Raw genomic sequence first — 14,386 nt, 5'->3', positions numbered from 1 at the left:
GACGCCATATGATCCCTAAAGAATCCCGTAACGAACTGGCCCTGGATACCTTCATCAAGGCGCACCCTGATCTGATCGAAGAAATGAAAGAACTGAGCGCCGAAGACCGCCAGCAACAAATTTTGTGGGCCTTTGAAGACGAAGCGCAAACCCGCGGTCTTGAGGCCTGGGAATTGGCACTGGAACTGATCGCGCGCTCTCCAGAAGAACTCAAGGCCATGCGCCTCGAAGTCCATCAGGACGTGGCCGAAGCCCTGGACATGAGCTGGGAAGAGTACTGCGGATTCAACGACATCGCCGTCTAAGCCCATCTACCCCACAAGCGGCGCACGGCACACTCGCAGCCGTTCGTCGCTTGCATCGCACTAAACGCCCTCGCCGCCACACCAACATCAGGTACGACTCCCCATTGTTTGGAGACGCAACCATGATGAAGTCACCGCTTAAAGCCTTGTCGTTAGCCGCTGCACTCTGTGTGATGTCTGCTACCAGTGTTGCCGCCTCCTCTACCGGGCCGACTATGCCCACTAAACCGGTAGAGCCGCCCTACGGCCAAGATGTAAAACCCACGATTAACCAAGACTCCAAAATCCACAACGATGCGGATGTGCCGACACACCCGTCCGTGGACCCGCGTATTCAGGGCAATGATCCTGGGCGTCAGGGCGGCATGAATACCGATGGAAATGGACCGATTGGAGGCGATGACAACCCGCCGAAAACACTAAAACCCTGAGTTCAATCCACGCATATGCGCTCAACGGTAAGAGCGGCGGCCCGTACCGTTGAGTGAACATGCCATTGAGTGAAATTGAATCATGACTCGTTGTAGGACCGCTCCAGCGACTTTGCCACCGTCAGATTGTTTTCTAATTTCGGCAAATACTTCTCTACAAAAGCCTTCAGCTCAGGCGAATCACTGGTGCTGGCCTCACGCTTATACAGCTCGATAGCAACCTCCTGAGCCTTCACTTGGTTAGCGATATATGCGGCATCAAAGTCATCGCCTTCTGGCACTTCAAGCATTAACGCCTTCGCCTTGCTGGCTATTTGGTCGTCGCTGGACATGGGCAAATCATGTTTTTTCACGATCTCCTTAAGGTCCCGGTTCACGTCCGTATAGTCCTTGATGATCTCCACAGCAAAACTGTTTATGCCCGTAGACGAGGTTCGGCTGATCGCCATTCGGCTGGTTTCAATCTGGGCAATCGCGGCGGCGGATGCCTCGTCAACAAAATTAGCCGGACTGGCAGCAACAGCGTTGCCCGCCACGGCTAAGGCGAAGGCCAAAGCACAACCTGCGACGAAGCGTTTGGGGCCAATCAGGGTGTTCATAGCGTCCTCCAGAAAAAGGCAGGTTTATTCCCTGCACAGAATCTGAAGGCGTGTGGCCGCAAAGGTTTAGATAAATGCAGTAATTCTGACCAGCGGTTTCAGGCGTCGCGTAAAAACCAATCCGCGCCCTGCTCCGCCACCCTGAGAGCCGCAGACAGCACTCTTTGAAAGGGCCTACGGCTGCGGCTACAATCGCCCACAGCAACAAGATATGTCCTACAAAAAAAATAAACCCGCCCTACCCTTCTGGCGTAGAAGGCCGGTGCGGAGCACTGTGTCATGCGTCAACTCCCCTCACTCAACACCCTGCGCGTCTTTGAAGAAGTCGCGCGGCATCGCAGTTTCAGCCAAGCGGCGCTGAGCCTTAATGTGACTCAAGGCGCTGTGAGCCGACAGATCAAACAGCTCGAAGATTACCTTGGGATCGCGCTCTTTGTACGCACCCCGCAGGGTCTGTCACTGACCGAAAGCGGCGCTGCTTTATCACCCCACCTCGCCCAAGCCTTTGACCATATCGAGCGGGCCTTGCAGGCCGTGCGTGTGCCCAATCTGCGCCAGCGCCTGCGCCTTGTAGTACCACCGACTTGGGGCACACGCTGGTTGTCTGCGCACTTGCGCACATTCTGCCAACGCTACCCCGACATCAGCTTGAGCGTGACCAACACCAGCGCCCACGACAGCCTGGCCGAGGTTGACTGCATCATTCATTGGGGGCTGGAAGTCGACACGCATTGCAACAGCCAGTTACTGGTGATGGAACGCCACATTGCCGTGGCCAGCCCGGAGTTATTTACCGACGGGCAACCACCAGATTTGCGCACCTTGCCCTTGCTGCACATCCTGCACGATGGCAAACGCTTAAAGGTCTGGGAAAACTGGCTGGCGGCGATGGGCCGTGACGACGTCGATGCTGCCCGTGGGCTGGAATTCAGCACGTTGGATCAAGTGATCCACACCGCCCTAGCGGGTGGTGGGCTGGCGGTCATCGACCGGCAGATGATCGAAAAAGAGTTGGCCAATGGCAGCCTAATGCCCATCACCCCGGTAGAAGTGATAGGCCCTTATGGCTATTGGCTGAACGTGGCGCATGACAAACAAGGGTTGTCAAAAGTACGACTGTTTACCGACTGGCTGGGGTTAGTGAGCAACCCTTGAATTCACAGTATTCAACTGTAGGAGAGGGAACCGATTGGGGGACGCTGTCGATTATCGGTAGCCTGTTTGCTGCACGACAGCGCGACGTCGAAGACGGGGCGGCACCTCCTACACGTTCAAAAAACGTTAAACGTGGGCAACAACCTTGGCAGCCACCGGCATGCTCCCCTCCACCGGGCTCTGCGCCTTGCAGGCCTGGCTCAAGGTCAGGGACTTGGTTTCCGGTGCCCATGCCCATGAGATCAACGCACCGAAGGCCAGTATCGCCGCCAAAATACCAATGGTCGGGCTTAGGCCTATACCCACCACGCTCACCGGTAACAGGAAGGTGCTCACTGCCGACCCCAGACGGCTGACCGCCGTTGCCAGACCAATGCCGCTCGCACGCACTTCTGTCGGGAAGCTCTCGGCCGGGAACACACCCACTAAGTTGCTCACCGCCGACAGCACCAGCGTAAAGACGCCGAACGCCAAAATCATCAAGAAGGCTGCGCTGTTAGGCAGTATCGCGAGGATCAACAGTGCAACCGCCAAGATGATGAAGGCGTTGATGAGAAAGCCCCGTCGCGAGAATTTCACGGTGCACCAGATCCCGATCAGCGCCCCCAGGATCAACAGCATGTTGAGCATCAGTTCGGTGCCAAAACCTTCAGCCAAACCCATTTTTTGCAGGATGGACGGCAGGAAGGTGTAGATCGCGAAGTACGGCATCACAATGCACACAAAGAACAGGCAGTTGAAGGCAGTGCGCTTGCGGTATTCGCGGCTGAACAATACGGCATAGCCAGAGCGTGTTTCTGTGGACTGGACCTCGTCCAGTTCAACGTTGTCGCCCAGGTGTTTTTTGACAATAGCCCGCGCTTCGGCGATGCGGCCCTGATTGACCAGCCAGCGCGGTGATTCCGGCGTACCAATGCGGGCAATCAAAATCAACCCGGCCGGGATCGCCGACGAAGCCAGCATCCAGCGCCAGGCGTCATCGCCCAGACCAAGCATGGCGGTCCCCACAAAAGTGGCGGCAACGTAGCCAAAGGTCCAGATAACGCTGAACGAACCGAGCATCACGCCACGGTGTTTCTTGGGGGCAAACTCGGCCAGCATGGCGTGGCCCACACTGAAGTCGCCGCCCAACCCGATGCCGATCAGTACCCGACACAGGAACAGGCCCATCGCCGTTTCGGCGTAGAACTGCATAACGGAAGCGAGGGTGATCAGCACAAAGCTGACCAGGAAGATTTTTTGCCGACCGACCTTGTCGGAAATCCAGCCAAAGAACAGGCTGCCAAGGAATAATCCGATCAACGCAGACGCGCCGATCAGCCCTTGCCAGAACGCATCGAGGTGCATCTGCGGGCTTATCAGGGTAAACGCGATACCGATCAGACCCAGGATGTAGCCATCGGTGAAGTGCGCGCCGAAGGTCAGGCCGGCGATTTTAATGTGGAAGCGCCCAATGGGCAGGTCATCAATTTTTACAGGTTGAGCGGACATGTTCGTCTCCAATTTTTTGTTATTGACGGAGAAATAAAACCGATAGCTCTTGTGGGGACGGGCTACCCCGCCCCCACTTTTCGGGTGCCCTTACAGGCCGCCCATCAACAGGTATTTGAGTTCGAGGTAGTCATCCAAGCCGTATTTGGAGCCTTCTCGGCCAAGGCCCGATTCCTTAATGCCGCCAAACGGCGCGACTTCGGTGGAGATGATCCCTTCGTTGATCCCCACCATCCCCGCTTCCAGGCCTTCAGCCATGCGCCACACCCGACCGATGTCGCGGCTGTAGAAGTAGGCCGACAACCCGAACGGCGTGTCGTTGGCCCGCGCCAGCACCTCGGCTTCGTCCTTAAATCGGAAGCACGCGGCAACAGGGCCGAAGGTTTCTTCTTGGGCAATCAGCATGTCGTTGCTGGCCTCAGTCAGAATTGTCGGCTCAAAGAAGGTGCCGCCAAGCGTGTGACGACGACCGCCGCACAGCACCTTGGCGCCTTTCTCGATTGCATCGCCAACATGGGACTCGACCTTGGCCAGTGCCGCTGCGTTGATCAGCGGGCCTTGCTCGGTCTCACCTTGCAGTGCATCGCCCACACGCATGGCCGCAACCGCCTCGGCCAGTTTTCGGGTGAACGCGTCGTACACACCGTCTTGAATAAAGAAGCGGTTTACGCACACGCAGGTTTGCCCGGTGTTGCGGAATTTGGAGGCCATCGCGCCTTTAACGGCTGCATCCAGATCGGCGTCATCAAACACGATAAACGGCGCGTTGCCGCCCAGTTCCAGCGAGACTTTCTTCAACGTGTCACTGGCTTGGCGCATCAACAATTTGCCGATGCGGGTGGAGCCTGTGAACGAGAGTTTGCGCACGATGCTGGACGCTTGCAGCGCGCCACCGATGGCCGCTGCATCGCCGGAAACGATGTTGAATACACCGGCCGGGATCCCGGCCTGTTCAGCCAATACTGCCAGGGCGAATGCCGACAATGGGGTTTCTTCTGAAGGCTTGAGCACCATCGTGCAACCCGCCGCCAGTGCCGGGCCGACTTTACGGGTGACCATCGCCAACGGGAAGTTCCACGGGGTGATCGCCGCCACGACACCGATGGCTTCCTTGACCACGATGATCCGCGCATCCGCCTTGTGGCTCGGGATCACATCGCCATACGCGCGCTTGGCCTCTTCACCGAACCATTCCAAAAAGCTCGCGGCATACACCACTTCGCCCATGGCTTCAGCCAGCGGCTTGCCTTGTTCACGGCTGAGCAAGGTGGCCAGGTCCTTCTGGTTACTCAACATCAATTCGGCCCAGCGCTTGAGCTTCTGACTACGCTCCTTAGCGGTCAGCTTGCGCCATGCGGGCAAGGCGCGATTGGCGGCAGCAATGGCCAAGTTGGTTTCTTCAGCGCCAGCCTTTTGTACGGTGGCCACCAACTCGCCGTTAGCCGGGTTAAGCACCGGGTACGTCGGGCCGCCGCTGGACCATTGGCCATCGATGAAATTGCCGTTACGGATCAGCGCGCTCATGCCACAGCCTCAGTCAACGTGAAGCGTTCCTGACCCGGACGGGCCGAACGCAAGATGCGTTTTCCGGCGGTGTAATCGTTGATCACGTCGCACGGGGTGTAATTGCGTTCGAGCTCATACAGCTCATCGGCATCGAGTTTGGTTTCCAGCGCAGCCAGTGCGCTGTCGAACTGTGCAGTGGTGTCGGCGCCGACCAGCATGCAGTCCACACCCGGATGGTTGGCGACCCAGGCCTGAGCGATTTGTGCGTTGGACACACCTCGCGCACGGGCCACGCGTTGCACCGAATGAGCAATTTGGTGTGACGCTTCGTCGCTGTACATCTGCTGGGTGAAGAAGTCGGTCTGGTTGCGCGTCGATTGCACATCGCCCGTTAGCAGACCACGCGCCAGCGGGCTGAACACCGAGACACCAAGGCCTTGGTCGCGGCAGAACGGAATCATCTCGCGCTCTTCTTCGCGGTAGGCGCAGTTCAATTGCAGCTGCATGTTGATCGGCTTGACCCAACCATTGCGTTCGCAGGCCATAAGAATTTTGGCCAGTTGCCCGACCAGCATGGTCGACACGCCGATGTAACGGGCCTTACCGGCGCGCACGATGTCGTTCAGTGCGCCCATGGTCTCTTCAACCGGGGTGTTCACGTCGAAATAATGCAGCATGAACACGTCAACGTAATCCATGTTCAGGCGCTTTAGCGACGCGTCGATGCTGTCCATGATGTGCTTGCGCGAATGGCCGCTAGCATTGATCCCAGTGCGGGTGCCGTAACCCACCTTGGTCGTGATGACCAGGTCTTCGCGGCGAGCCAAACGCTTGACGATGCGCCCCACCACTTCTTCCCCCACACCTGCGGAGTAAAAGTCCGCGAGATCGATGAAGTTCACCCCGTTGTCCAACGCGTGAGCGACGATCGGCTCGCTTTGCTTCTCATCGAAGATCCAGGGTTTCCAGTCCGGGGTGCCCATGTTCATGGTGCCCAGGCACAGGCGGGAGACTTCAAGGCCGGAGTTACCCAAACGAATGTATTGCATGGCGCAGACCTCAGGCTTTTGGCGTGTAGAAAGGGTTGGAGATGTGATCGACCACGTCCGCCAATGCTGATTTTTGCGGCAGGCCAGTCAGGGCGGCGCGAATCGCCGTGCGGCAAGCGTTGTAGTTGTTCAGGTACACCGCATCTAGGTCATCACACGCTGGGTTGACCCAGTTGGCAGTGACGATGGCCCACTCGTCTTCGGCTTCTGGCGGCAATGTGCCATCGATCAGGGCTTCGAGTACCGCCTTGGCGATCCCGGCCTGGGACGCGCCCCACGTTGCATTTCCGTGCAGGTCACTGCTGATCTCGGCCTTGTTGACGTACAAGGTCATCGGCTTAACTGGAATATTGGGCTGTGCAATTACCATGAACGGGCAATGCCCTTGGCTCGGCGACGCCAGGCTGTTGGCGAAGGCTTGACCGGCCGGACCATTGCGCGGGCCGATCAACATATTGATGTGCGCGGCGTTCACGCCTGGGCCTTCGAAACCTTCACCGATGTACAGGTCGAGTGCTTTCATGAGTCATTACTCTTTGGACGATGCGTTATTTTTGGAGGATCAGCAGCGCACGTATGTCGCAAGACATGCACGGTTTGCAGAGGGAGTCGAAGAGCGCAGCGCACGGCTGGCGAGGGTGTGACGCAGGGAGTCAGTCATGGCTACAGCGCTCTTTTTTGTTGTGGGTGAGCTATGGCGTAATTTTTAGCACTGCACGCTGAGGGGGCTGTAACCATTAAAAGTCATGGGGGTATGCATTTAGGTCATACCGTGGGAGGCATTGTCAGAAGGTTGTCGATGATACTAATATAGAATCATTCCCATTTAAGCCGCCGACCATGAAGCCTTCACCACCCTGCGACACTGACAGTCTCGACGCGCTATATAAGGGCTATCACGGGTGGTTGCTGGTGTGGCTGCGTCGGCGTTTGGGCTGCCCGCACAACGCGGCCGATATGGCGCAAGAGACGTTTATCCGTTTACTGACAGCCGGGGCGTATATCACCCCGCGTGAGCCGCGTGCGTTTTTGGCCACCGTGGCACGTCGGTTGATGGTCGATCGCGGCCGTCGACAACGGCTTGAGCAGGCTTATCGCGAAGAACTGGCACGGCATGTCGAGCACCTCGAACAGGCGCCCTCACCCGAGCAAATCCTCGCGGCGGTGCAAGCGCTGGAACATATCGCCCGAGCGCTGGACAGCATGCTGCCGCGCGCCCGTCAGGCGTTTGTGCTGCGCCACCTCGAAGGCCTGAGCCACGCTCAGATCGCCGAGCGCCTGAACGTGTCGACCAAAACCGTACAGAACTATCTGGTGCAAGCCCTGCTGCACTGCCATGCCGCGACCGAAGAAGCGCTGTGAGTCGCGCGCCCTCGCTCAAAGTGATGCGCCAGGCAGCGGTCTGGCTGGTGCGTCTGGACGACCAGCCCAGCGACGCAGACCAGCGTGCATTCAATGAATGGCTGGCCCTTGCACCCGAGCACGGCAATGCGATCGAACGCCTGCAAGGTAGCCTCGCGCCGTTGCGCGGATTGCCACAAGCCCCGGCCCGGGCGGCGCTGGCCACGTTGACGCATCAGACGCCTGGCGGGCGCACGCTCAAAGCCTTGGCGCTGGCCGCGGTGGTGTTGGTGCCCGGCGCGCTGGCGCTCCAACAATTTCCGCCCGCTTACCTGATGGCTGACATTCGTACCGGCACCGGGGAATGGCACGAGCAGCAATTGCCGGACGGCACGTGGCTGCGATTGGACGCACGCTCGGCGGTTGACCTCAATTTCGACGCGCAAAACCGAACGTTGCACTTGATCAGCGGCGAAATCCTGTTGGACGTGGCCAAGGACGCTAATCGCCCGTTTCGGGTGATCACCGACCAAGGCAGCGTTCGCGCACTGGGCACACGCTTTGTGGTCGAGCGTCTGGACGGCGCCACGCGTCTGGCAATGATCGAGTCGAGTACCGAAGTCAAAAATGCCGAGCAGCAGCGCACGGTACATGCCGGTCAGCAAGTGCGTTTCGATCACTCGGGCATTTATTCGCAGGCCGCCGTCAACGGTACCGAAATTGAACAGGCCTGGGCCAGCCACCAGCTCATCGTCAAAGACCAGCCGCTGTCCGAAGTCCTCGATCAATTGAACCGCTACCACAGCGGTTACTTGATGTTTGACCAAACCGAGCTGGCCAAGATCAAGGTCACAGCCGTGTTGCCGGCCGATGACAGCGCACGCGCGTTGCGTCTGCTGGCCCGCAGCCTGCCGATCAAGATTGCAACCTTCACGCCGTGGGTGACACGCGTCTCGCTGGACTCAAACTCGCCCAAATAAAAATTATTGTCCGCTGCTTCCAGTTCTCATTTCCCGACCGTCCTTGTAGTAGCCAAATCCAACAGAGAGTCGGGAACATGCCTTCAACTTCGCCCACGCGCCCCCTATTCATACCTGTCAGCGCCTTGACACTGGCACTCAAGCTCAGTGTCGGCAGCCTGGCACTGGCAGCCTTTGCCCCCGCAATGGCCGCGCAATTGAATCACTACGACATCCAAGGCGGGCCATTGGCTGACGTCTTGAGTCGCTACGCGCGCGAGTCCGGGGTGTCGATTTCTTTCGAGACGCGCCAGCTCGCCAATCAGACCAGCAGTGGCCTGAAAGGTGATTTCGGAGTGGATGAAGGGTTTGCCGCGTTGCTGCGCGGACAAGGTCTGCAAGCCGTACCGAGCAGCGATGGCTACGTGCTGGTCGCCGTGCCTCAGACACAGGGGGCCGTCGAACTGGACGCCACGCGGGTCAACGCCAACACCGTGGGCATGAGTTCAGAGGACACCCGCGCCTACACTGTTGCCTCGACCAGCACCGCCACACGGCTGCCGATGAGCCTGCGCGAAACCCCGCAATCGGTGAGCGTGGTGACCCGTCAGCAAATGGACGATCAGGGCATGAAAAACCTGGATGATGTCATGCAAGAAGCGCCAGGGATCACCATCGTCAAAAACGGCGGCGAGCGTTCGCTGTACATGGCGCGTGGCCAGTTGGTCGATACCCTGCAAATTGATGGCGTGCCGACCAACATCAGCAACGCCTATTCGATGGACGCCATTTCCAAGCCCACCACCGATATATATGACCGCATCGAAATCGTGCGCGGTGCGACCGGGTTGCTGGAAGGCGCCGGCAGCCCATCAGCGGCAATCAATCTGGTGCGCAAGCGCCCGACTGCCGAGCCTCAGGCGTTGATCGAAACCTCCGTTGGTTCGTGGGACGACTACAAAACCATGGTCGACCTGTCGTCGCCTTTGAACGAGCAAGGCACGTTGCGCGGGCGCACGGTCATTACCTACAACAACGCCAACAGCTACATGGACACCGCGAAAAAAGAAAATCAGGTGTTCTACACCCTACTCGAAGCCGACCTCAGCACAGACACCCTCGCAACGCTGGGCTTTAGCTATCAGAAAGATCGCAACTCCGGGTATGACTGGTCCGGCTTGCCAACCATGAAGAGCGGCCAGTTCTACCCGCTGTCACGCTCGACCTCGCTGACCGGCAAGTGGAACCACCTGGACAAGCGCAACACCACAGTGTTTGGCGACATTCAGCATTACTTCGCCAACGACTGGAAACTGGTGGTCGCAGCCAACCAGACCTGGGCTAAATCGGACTTTCTTGGCAACTACACCCAGCGCGTGAGCGGAACCGAGAATATGTTCACCCTGAACCCGCGTCATTTCCGCTACGACGACACCCAAACCAGCGTTGATACTTACTTGTCCGGGCCCTTTAGTTTCATGGGCAAGCAACACGACTTAGTCGTCGGCAGCAACGTGCGGGTCGACGATTTCGACTACCACGGCGGCCGCGACGCATCCTACAACTACGTGTTCGACATCACCGACCCGGGCAGCTTTAACCCGCCGACGCCCACAGGGCTAAACGTTAACCAATGGAAGTACAACATCACTCAGAAACAGGCCGGGATCTACGCAGCGGGACGCTTTAGCCTGACCGACAGCACTAAGTTGATCTTGGGCAGCCGTATCAGTTGGTTCAAGAACGAAAGCATGTCGTTCGTGAGCAAAAAGGTTAACAACGAGTACGAAAAAAATGGAGAAATCACCCCGTACGCGGGTTTGGTCCAAACGTTAAACGACAATTTCTCGGCCTACGCCAGCTACACCGAAATCTTCAAACCGCAGAACAACCTCGACAGCAGCGGCTCGATCCTCAAGCCGATGACCGGCTCCAACTACGAGCTAGGGCTTAAAGGCGAGTTCCTCGATAAACGCCTGAACACCTCGGCCGCGTTGTTCCAGACCGACCAGACCGGGCGCGCCGAAGCTTACAGCAGCACTCAAGCAAGCACGCTGTGCCCTGCGCTGCCGAACGGTTGCTACCGGGCTTCAGAGAAAGTGCGTAACCGCGGGATTGATCTCGAACTCAACGGCGCGCTGACATCCGACTGGAACGTGTCTGCCGGTTACACCTACACCCAATCCAAGTACGTGGCCGGAAGCCAGAAAGGCGAGGACTATTCAGCCCTGTCACCGCGCCACCTGTTTAAAGTGGCCACGGACTATCGCTTGCCGGGTGTCATGAACCAGACCCGCGTAGGCGGTAGCTACTTTGTGCAAAGCAAAATGACCAACACCTACCCGGGCGACGATTACAAAATCCAGCAGCAGGGCTACGCCCTGACCAACTTGCACGCCATCTACGAGATTAATAAAAACCTCGACGTCCAATACAACCTGGACAACGTATTCGACAAGAAGTACTACCAGACCACCGGCAACCCTAACTACTGGAACTTCTACGGCGCGCCGCGCAACTTTAATCTGGCATTGAGGGCGAAGTTCTAAGGCCAGACGTTAAACACCTGTAGCCGCTACCGCAGGCCGCGATGGGTTGCGCAGCGACCCGATTATTGAAGGTCCTGCGGCCCTTATCGCAGCCTGCGGCAGCGACTACAGATGTGTCGATGAAGGGGTTACAGCGACACACCCGCCGCCTTAGCCCGTGCCGCATGCAGCTTTTTGTAGCTGTCGATAAGGCGCAAGTGTCGGTCCAAGCCTTCGAGCTTCATGCTGGTCGGCGTCAAACCATAGAAACGCACGCTGCTGTTAACCGAGCCAATTGCCGCGTCCATCCGCTCGTTACCGAACATGCGACGGAAGTTGGCTTCGTAGTCTTCCAGTTCCAAATCTTCGTCCAACTGCATTTCCAGCACCGCATTTACCGCTTGGTAGAACAACCCACGCTCAACGGTGTTGTCGTTGTACTGCAGGAACATTTCAACCGCTTCTTTCGCCTCTTCGTACTGCTTCAAGGCTAGGTAAATCAGCAGCTTCAGCTCTAGGATTGTTAACTGACCCCACGCGGTATTGTCGTCAAACTCAATGCCGATCAAGGTGGTGATATCGGTGTAGTCATCCAACTCACTTTCGACCAGACGCTCAACCAGGTCTTTCAGACCGGCCTCGTCTAGGCTGTGCAGGTTGAGAATGTCTTCACGGAAAAAAAGTGCCTTGTTGGTGTTGTCCCAGATCAGGTCGTCTATCGGGTAAATCTCGGAGTAATCCGGCACCAGAATGCGGCACGCCTTGGCACCAATGTGCTCGTACACCGCCATATAGACTTCTTTGCCCATGCCTTCAAGAATGCCGAACAAGGTCGCGGCTTCCTCGACGTTGGAGTCTTCACCTTGGCTGGTGAAGTCCCACTCCACAAATTCGTACTCAGGCTTAGCACTGAAGAAGCGCCATGAGACCACACCGCTGGAATCAATAAAGTGCTCGACGAAGTTGTTCGGCTCAGTCACCGCATGGCCTTCAAACGTTGGCTGCGGCAAATCGTTTAGGCCTTCAAAACTGCGGCCTTGCAGCAGTTCAGTCAGGCTACGTTCCAGCGCCACTTCCAAGCTTGGGTGGGCGCCAAACGAGGCAAACACACCGCCGGTACGCGGGTTCATCAAGGTCACGCACATTACCGGGAACTCACCGCCCAGCGAGGCGTCTTTCACCAGCACCGGAAAGCCCTGCTCTTCCAACGCCTGAATGCCCGCCAAAATACTCGGGTATTTCGCCAGCACGTCTTGCGGCACGTCCGGCAGCGCGAATTCGCCTTCGATGATTTCGCGCTTAACTGCACGCTCAAAAATCTCGGACAGGCACTGCACCTGCGCTTCAGCCAGGGTATTACCCGCGCTCATGCCATTGCTGAGGTACAGGTTTTCGATCAGGTTGGACGGGAAATACACCACTTCGCCGTCTGACTGGCGCACGAATGGCAGCGAAACGATGCCACGTTCTTCATTACCGGAGTTGGTGTCAATCAGGTGCGAGCCGCGCAACTCGCCTTCGCGGTTGTAAATTCTGAGGCAATACGCGTCGAGAATTTCAGTCGGCAACTCATCTTTGCGCCCCGGTTTAAACCAGCGCTCTTCTGGATAATGCACAAACGCCGCGTTGGCGATGTCTTGGCCCCAGAACTGATCGTTGTAGAAGAAGTTGCAGTTCAGGCGCTCGATAAACTCGCCCAGCGCCGACGCCAATGCGCCCTCTTTGGTCGCGCCCTTGCCGTTGGTGAAACACATCGGCGAATGCGCGTCGCGGATGTGCAACGACCAGACGTTAGGCACGATGTTGCGCCATGAGGCGATTTCAATCTTCATGCCCAAGTCAGCCAACATGGCCGACATAGTGGCGATGGTTTGCTCCAGCGGCAGATCCTTGCCCGCTATATAAGTGCCTGCCGCACAAGCTGCGTCTGAGTTAGAAGCAGGCATCAGCAATGCCTGTGCATCGGCGTCGAGGTTTTCCACCTCTTCAATCACAAACTCAGGCCCGGCTTGCACCACCTTCTTGACCGTACAACGGTCGATGGAACGCAAAATGCCTTGGCGATCCTTGTCGGAAATGTCAGCGGGCAACTCGACCTGAATCTTGAAAATCTGGTTATAGCGGTTTTCTGGGTCAACGATATTGTTCTGCGACAGACGAATATTCTCGGTCGGAATATTGCGCGTCTGGCAGTACAGCTTCACGAAGTAAGCCGCGCACAATGCTGACGACGCCAGGAAATAATCAAACGGACCCGGCGCCGAACCATCGCCCTTGTAGCGAATCGGTTGATCGGCAACCACCGTGAAATCATCGAACTTGGCTTCAAGTCGAAGGTTGTCGAGAAAGTTGACCTTAATTTCCATGGGGGGAATTACCAGAATAACGGCTAAAAATATGGGCGCCATTATCCGATTTTTCAGCAGGAAGTCCCGCGCTTTTCCCTGTGAGCTTAAGAAGGCAGACAAAGTGTCTGCGACAATGCGCGTTCGTCAGGGCGACCAGTGATCTCGACTCGATTCATGAACACTACGCCTCGCTCATAGGTCCGGATGCCGCGAATGCCGTGCTTGCCCAGATAATCGAGACACTGGAGCAATTGCAGACGTTCACCGGGCTCGGGCGCCCCCTCCCAAACACCCGATGCTCGGGAGCTGATCCTCAGCAAATTTCCTTTTATTGCACCGTACCGACTGGTGGGTGGCGAGGTGCAGGTGCTGCGGACTCTTCATCAGAGCAATGAGCGGGTGCAAGACTGGTAGGTTGTGCTGCGAGGTTTGATGGGCTCTTAAAGCAACTGCTGCAAGCATAGAAATGACGCGCCTGTCGCCAAGCAAGCGCGTGCTGCTTAGTGCGTCGCCATACCGTCCAGCGACTTATCGACATACGCCTTGGCCAACTCGACCAAATGCGCCACCGACAGCACCAGATCGCGCTGCTGCCCGTTTAAGCCATTCCCCACCTCACTCGCCGAAGCACCCGCGCAGCGCAACAAGTCTGACGCTTGGGCCAAAGCCGCTTC

At 57.4% G+C, this 14,386-nt stretch carries 13 protein-coding genes and 1 pseudogene; 7 read left to right on the top strand and 7 right to left on the bottom strand.

Going from position 1 to position 14,386, the window contains the following annotated elements:
- The first annotated feature begins 8 nt into the window (after positions 1 to 8).
- Both B347_RS0108505 and B347_RS0108500 read left to right on the top strand, forming a co-directional pair.
- Complete coding sequence (locus tag B347_RS0108505) at positions 9 to 305, top strand: DUF6388 family protein (RefSeq protein ID WP_019409279.1); 297 nt, start codon at positions 9 to 11, stop codon at positions 303 to 305.
- A 122-nt stretch (positions 306 to 427) separates the two neighbouring features.
- The gene (locus B347_RS0108500; protein WP_019409278.1) at positions 428 to 736 is read left to right on the top strand and encodes a hypothetical protein; all 309 of its coding nucleotides are present in this window, start codon (positions 428 to 430) and stop codon (positions 734 to 736) included.
- An 80-nt stretch (positions 737 to 816) separates the two neighbouring features.
- Here the strand turns inward: B347_RS0108500 and B347_RS0108495 are convergent, their stop codons facing one another.
- On the bottom strand, positions 817 to 1,335 hold the full coding sequence (locus B347_RS0108495) for a DUF4142 domain-containing protein (RefSeq protein WP_019409277.1): 519 nt from the start codon (positions 1,333 to 1,335) through the stop codon (positions 817 to 819).
- A gap of 279 nt (positions 1,336 to 1,614) precedes the next feature.
- Here B347_RS0108495 and B347_RS0108490 point away from each other — a divergent pair, with 279 nt between their 5' ends.
- The gene (locus tag B347_RS0108490) at positions 1,615 to 2,490 is read left to right on the top strand and encodes a LysR substrate-binding domain-containing protein (protein WP_019409276.1); all 876 of its coding nucleotides are present in this window, start codon (positions 1,615 to 1,617) and stop codon (positions 2,488 to 2,490) included.
- Between the two features lie 126 nt (positions 2,491 to 2,616).
- Here B347_RS0108490 and B347_RS0108485 read toward each other — a convergent pair.
- The 4 genes and pseudogenes from B347_RS0108485 to fae form a co-directional block, all read right to left on the bottom strand.
- Positions 2,617 to 4,008, bottom strand: a pseudogene (locus B347_RS0108485) (MFS transporter); the annotation flags it as partial.
- Between the two features lie 63 nt (positions 4,009 to 4,071).
- A complete protein-coding gene (locus B347_RS0108480) occupies positions 4,072 to 5,505 on the bottom strand; it encodes an NAD-dependent succinate-semialdehyde dehydrogenase (RefSeq protein ID WP_019409274.1) in 1,434 nt (477 codons plus the stop codon).
- The gene (locus B347_RS0108475; protein ID WP_019409273.1) at positions 5,502 to 6,536 is read right to left on the bottom strand and encodes an aldo/keto reductase; all 1,035 of its coding nucleotides are present in this window, start codon (positions 6,534 to 6,536) and stop codon (positions 5,502 to 5,504) included. Before B347_RS0108475 ends, B347_RS0108480 begins: the two co-directional genes overlap by 4 nt.
- A 10-nt stretch (positions 6,537 to 6,546) precedes the next feature.
- Positions 6,547 to 7,059, bottom strand: a complete 513-nt coding sequence (fae, locus tag B347_RS0108470) for a formaldehyde-activating enzyme (protein ID WP_019409272.1) — start codon at positions 7,057 to 7,059, stop codon at positions 6,547 to 6,549.
- A gap of 317 nt (positions 7,060 to 7,376) precedes the next feature.
- Between fae and B347_RS0108465 the strand changes: the two genes are divergently transcribed.
- The 3 genes from B347_RS0108465 to B347_RS0108455 all read left to right on the top strand — a co-directional run bounded on the left by B347_RS0108465 (position 7,377) and on the right by B347_RS0108455 (position 11,385).
- On the top strand, positions 7,377 to 7,898 hold the full coding sequence (locus tag B347_RS0108465) for a sigma-70 family RNA polymerase sigma factor (protein WP_019409271.1): 522 nt from the start codon (positions 7,377 to 7,379) through the stop codon (positions 7,896 to 7,898).
- A complete protein-coding gene (locus tag B347_RS0108460) occupies positions 7,895 to 8,857 on the top strand; it encodes a FecR family protein (RefSeq protein ID WP_019409270.1) in 963 nt (320 codons plus the stop codon). The genes B347_RS0108465 and B347_RS0108460 overlap by 4 nt, the downstream gene beginning before the upstream one ends.
- 77 nt (positions 8,858 to 8,934) lie before the next feature.
- Positions 8,935 to 11,385, top strand: a complete 2,451-nt coding sequence (locus tag B347_RS0108455) for a TonB-dependent siderophore receptor (protein WP_019409269.1) — start codon at positions 8,935 to 8,937, stop codon at positions 11,383 to 11,385.
- Positions 11,386 to 11,513: 128 nt separating this feature from the next.
- On the opposite strand, the gene B347_RS0108450 is transcribed toward B347_RS0108455, so the two are convergent.
- Positions 11,514 to 13,730 (bottom strand): OsmC domain/YcaO domain-containing protein, encoded by a 2,217-nt coding sequence (locus tag B347_RS0108450; RefSeq protein WP_019409268.1) that lies wholly within the window; start codon positions 13,728 to 13,730, stop codon positions 11,514 to 11,516.
- 80 nt (positions 13,731 to 13,810) lie between these two features.
- On the opposite strand from B347_RS0108450, the gene B347_RS25860 reads away from it, so the two are divergent.
- Positions 13,811 to 14,107, top strand: a complete 297-nt coding sequence (locus B347_RS25860; RefSeq protein WP_237719109.1) for a type II toxin-antitoxin system RelE/ParE family toxin — start codon at positions 13,811 to 13,813, stop codon at positions 14,105 to 14,107.
- 105 nt (positions 14,108 to 14,212) lie between these two features.
- Here the strand turns inward: B347_RS25860 and B347_RS27155 are convergent, their stop codons facing one another.
- Positions 14,213 to 14,377, bottom strand: a complete 165-nt coding sequence (locus B347_RS27155) for a DUF6124 family protein (RefSeq protein WP_085983207.1) — start codon at positions 14,375 to 14,377, stop codon at positions 14,213 to 14,215.
- Between the last annotated feature and the right edge of the window lie 9 nt (positions 14,378 to 14,386).

It is taken from the genome of Pseudomonas psychrophila HA-4 (genome assembly GCF_000282975.1).
GTDB classification, from domain to species: Bacteria; Pseudomonadota; Gammaproteobacteria; order Pseudomonadales; family Pseudomonadaceae; genus Aquipseudomonas; species Aquipseudomonas psychrophila_A.
Note: the sequence above shows the minus strand (reverse complement) of the source record. Positions and strands in the feature narration are given on the sequence as shown.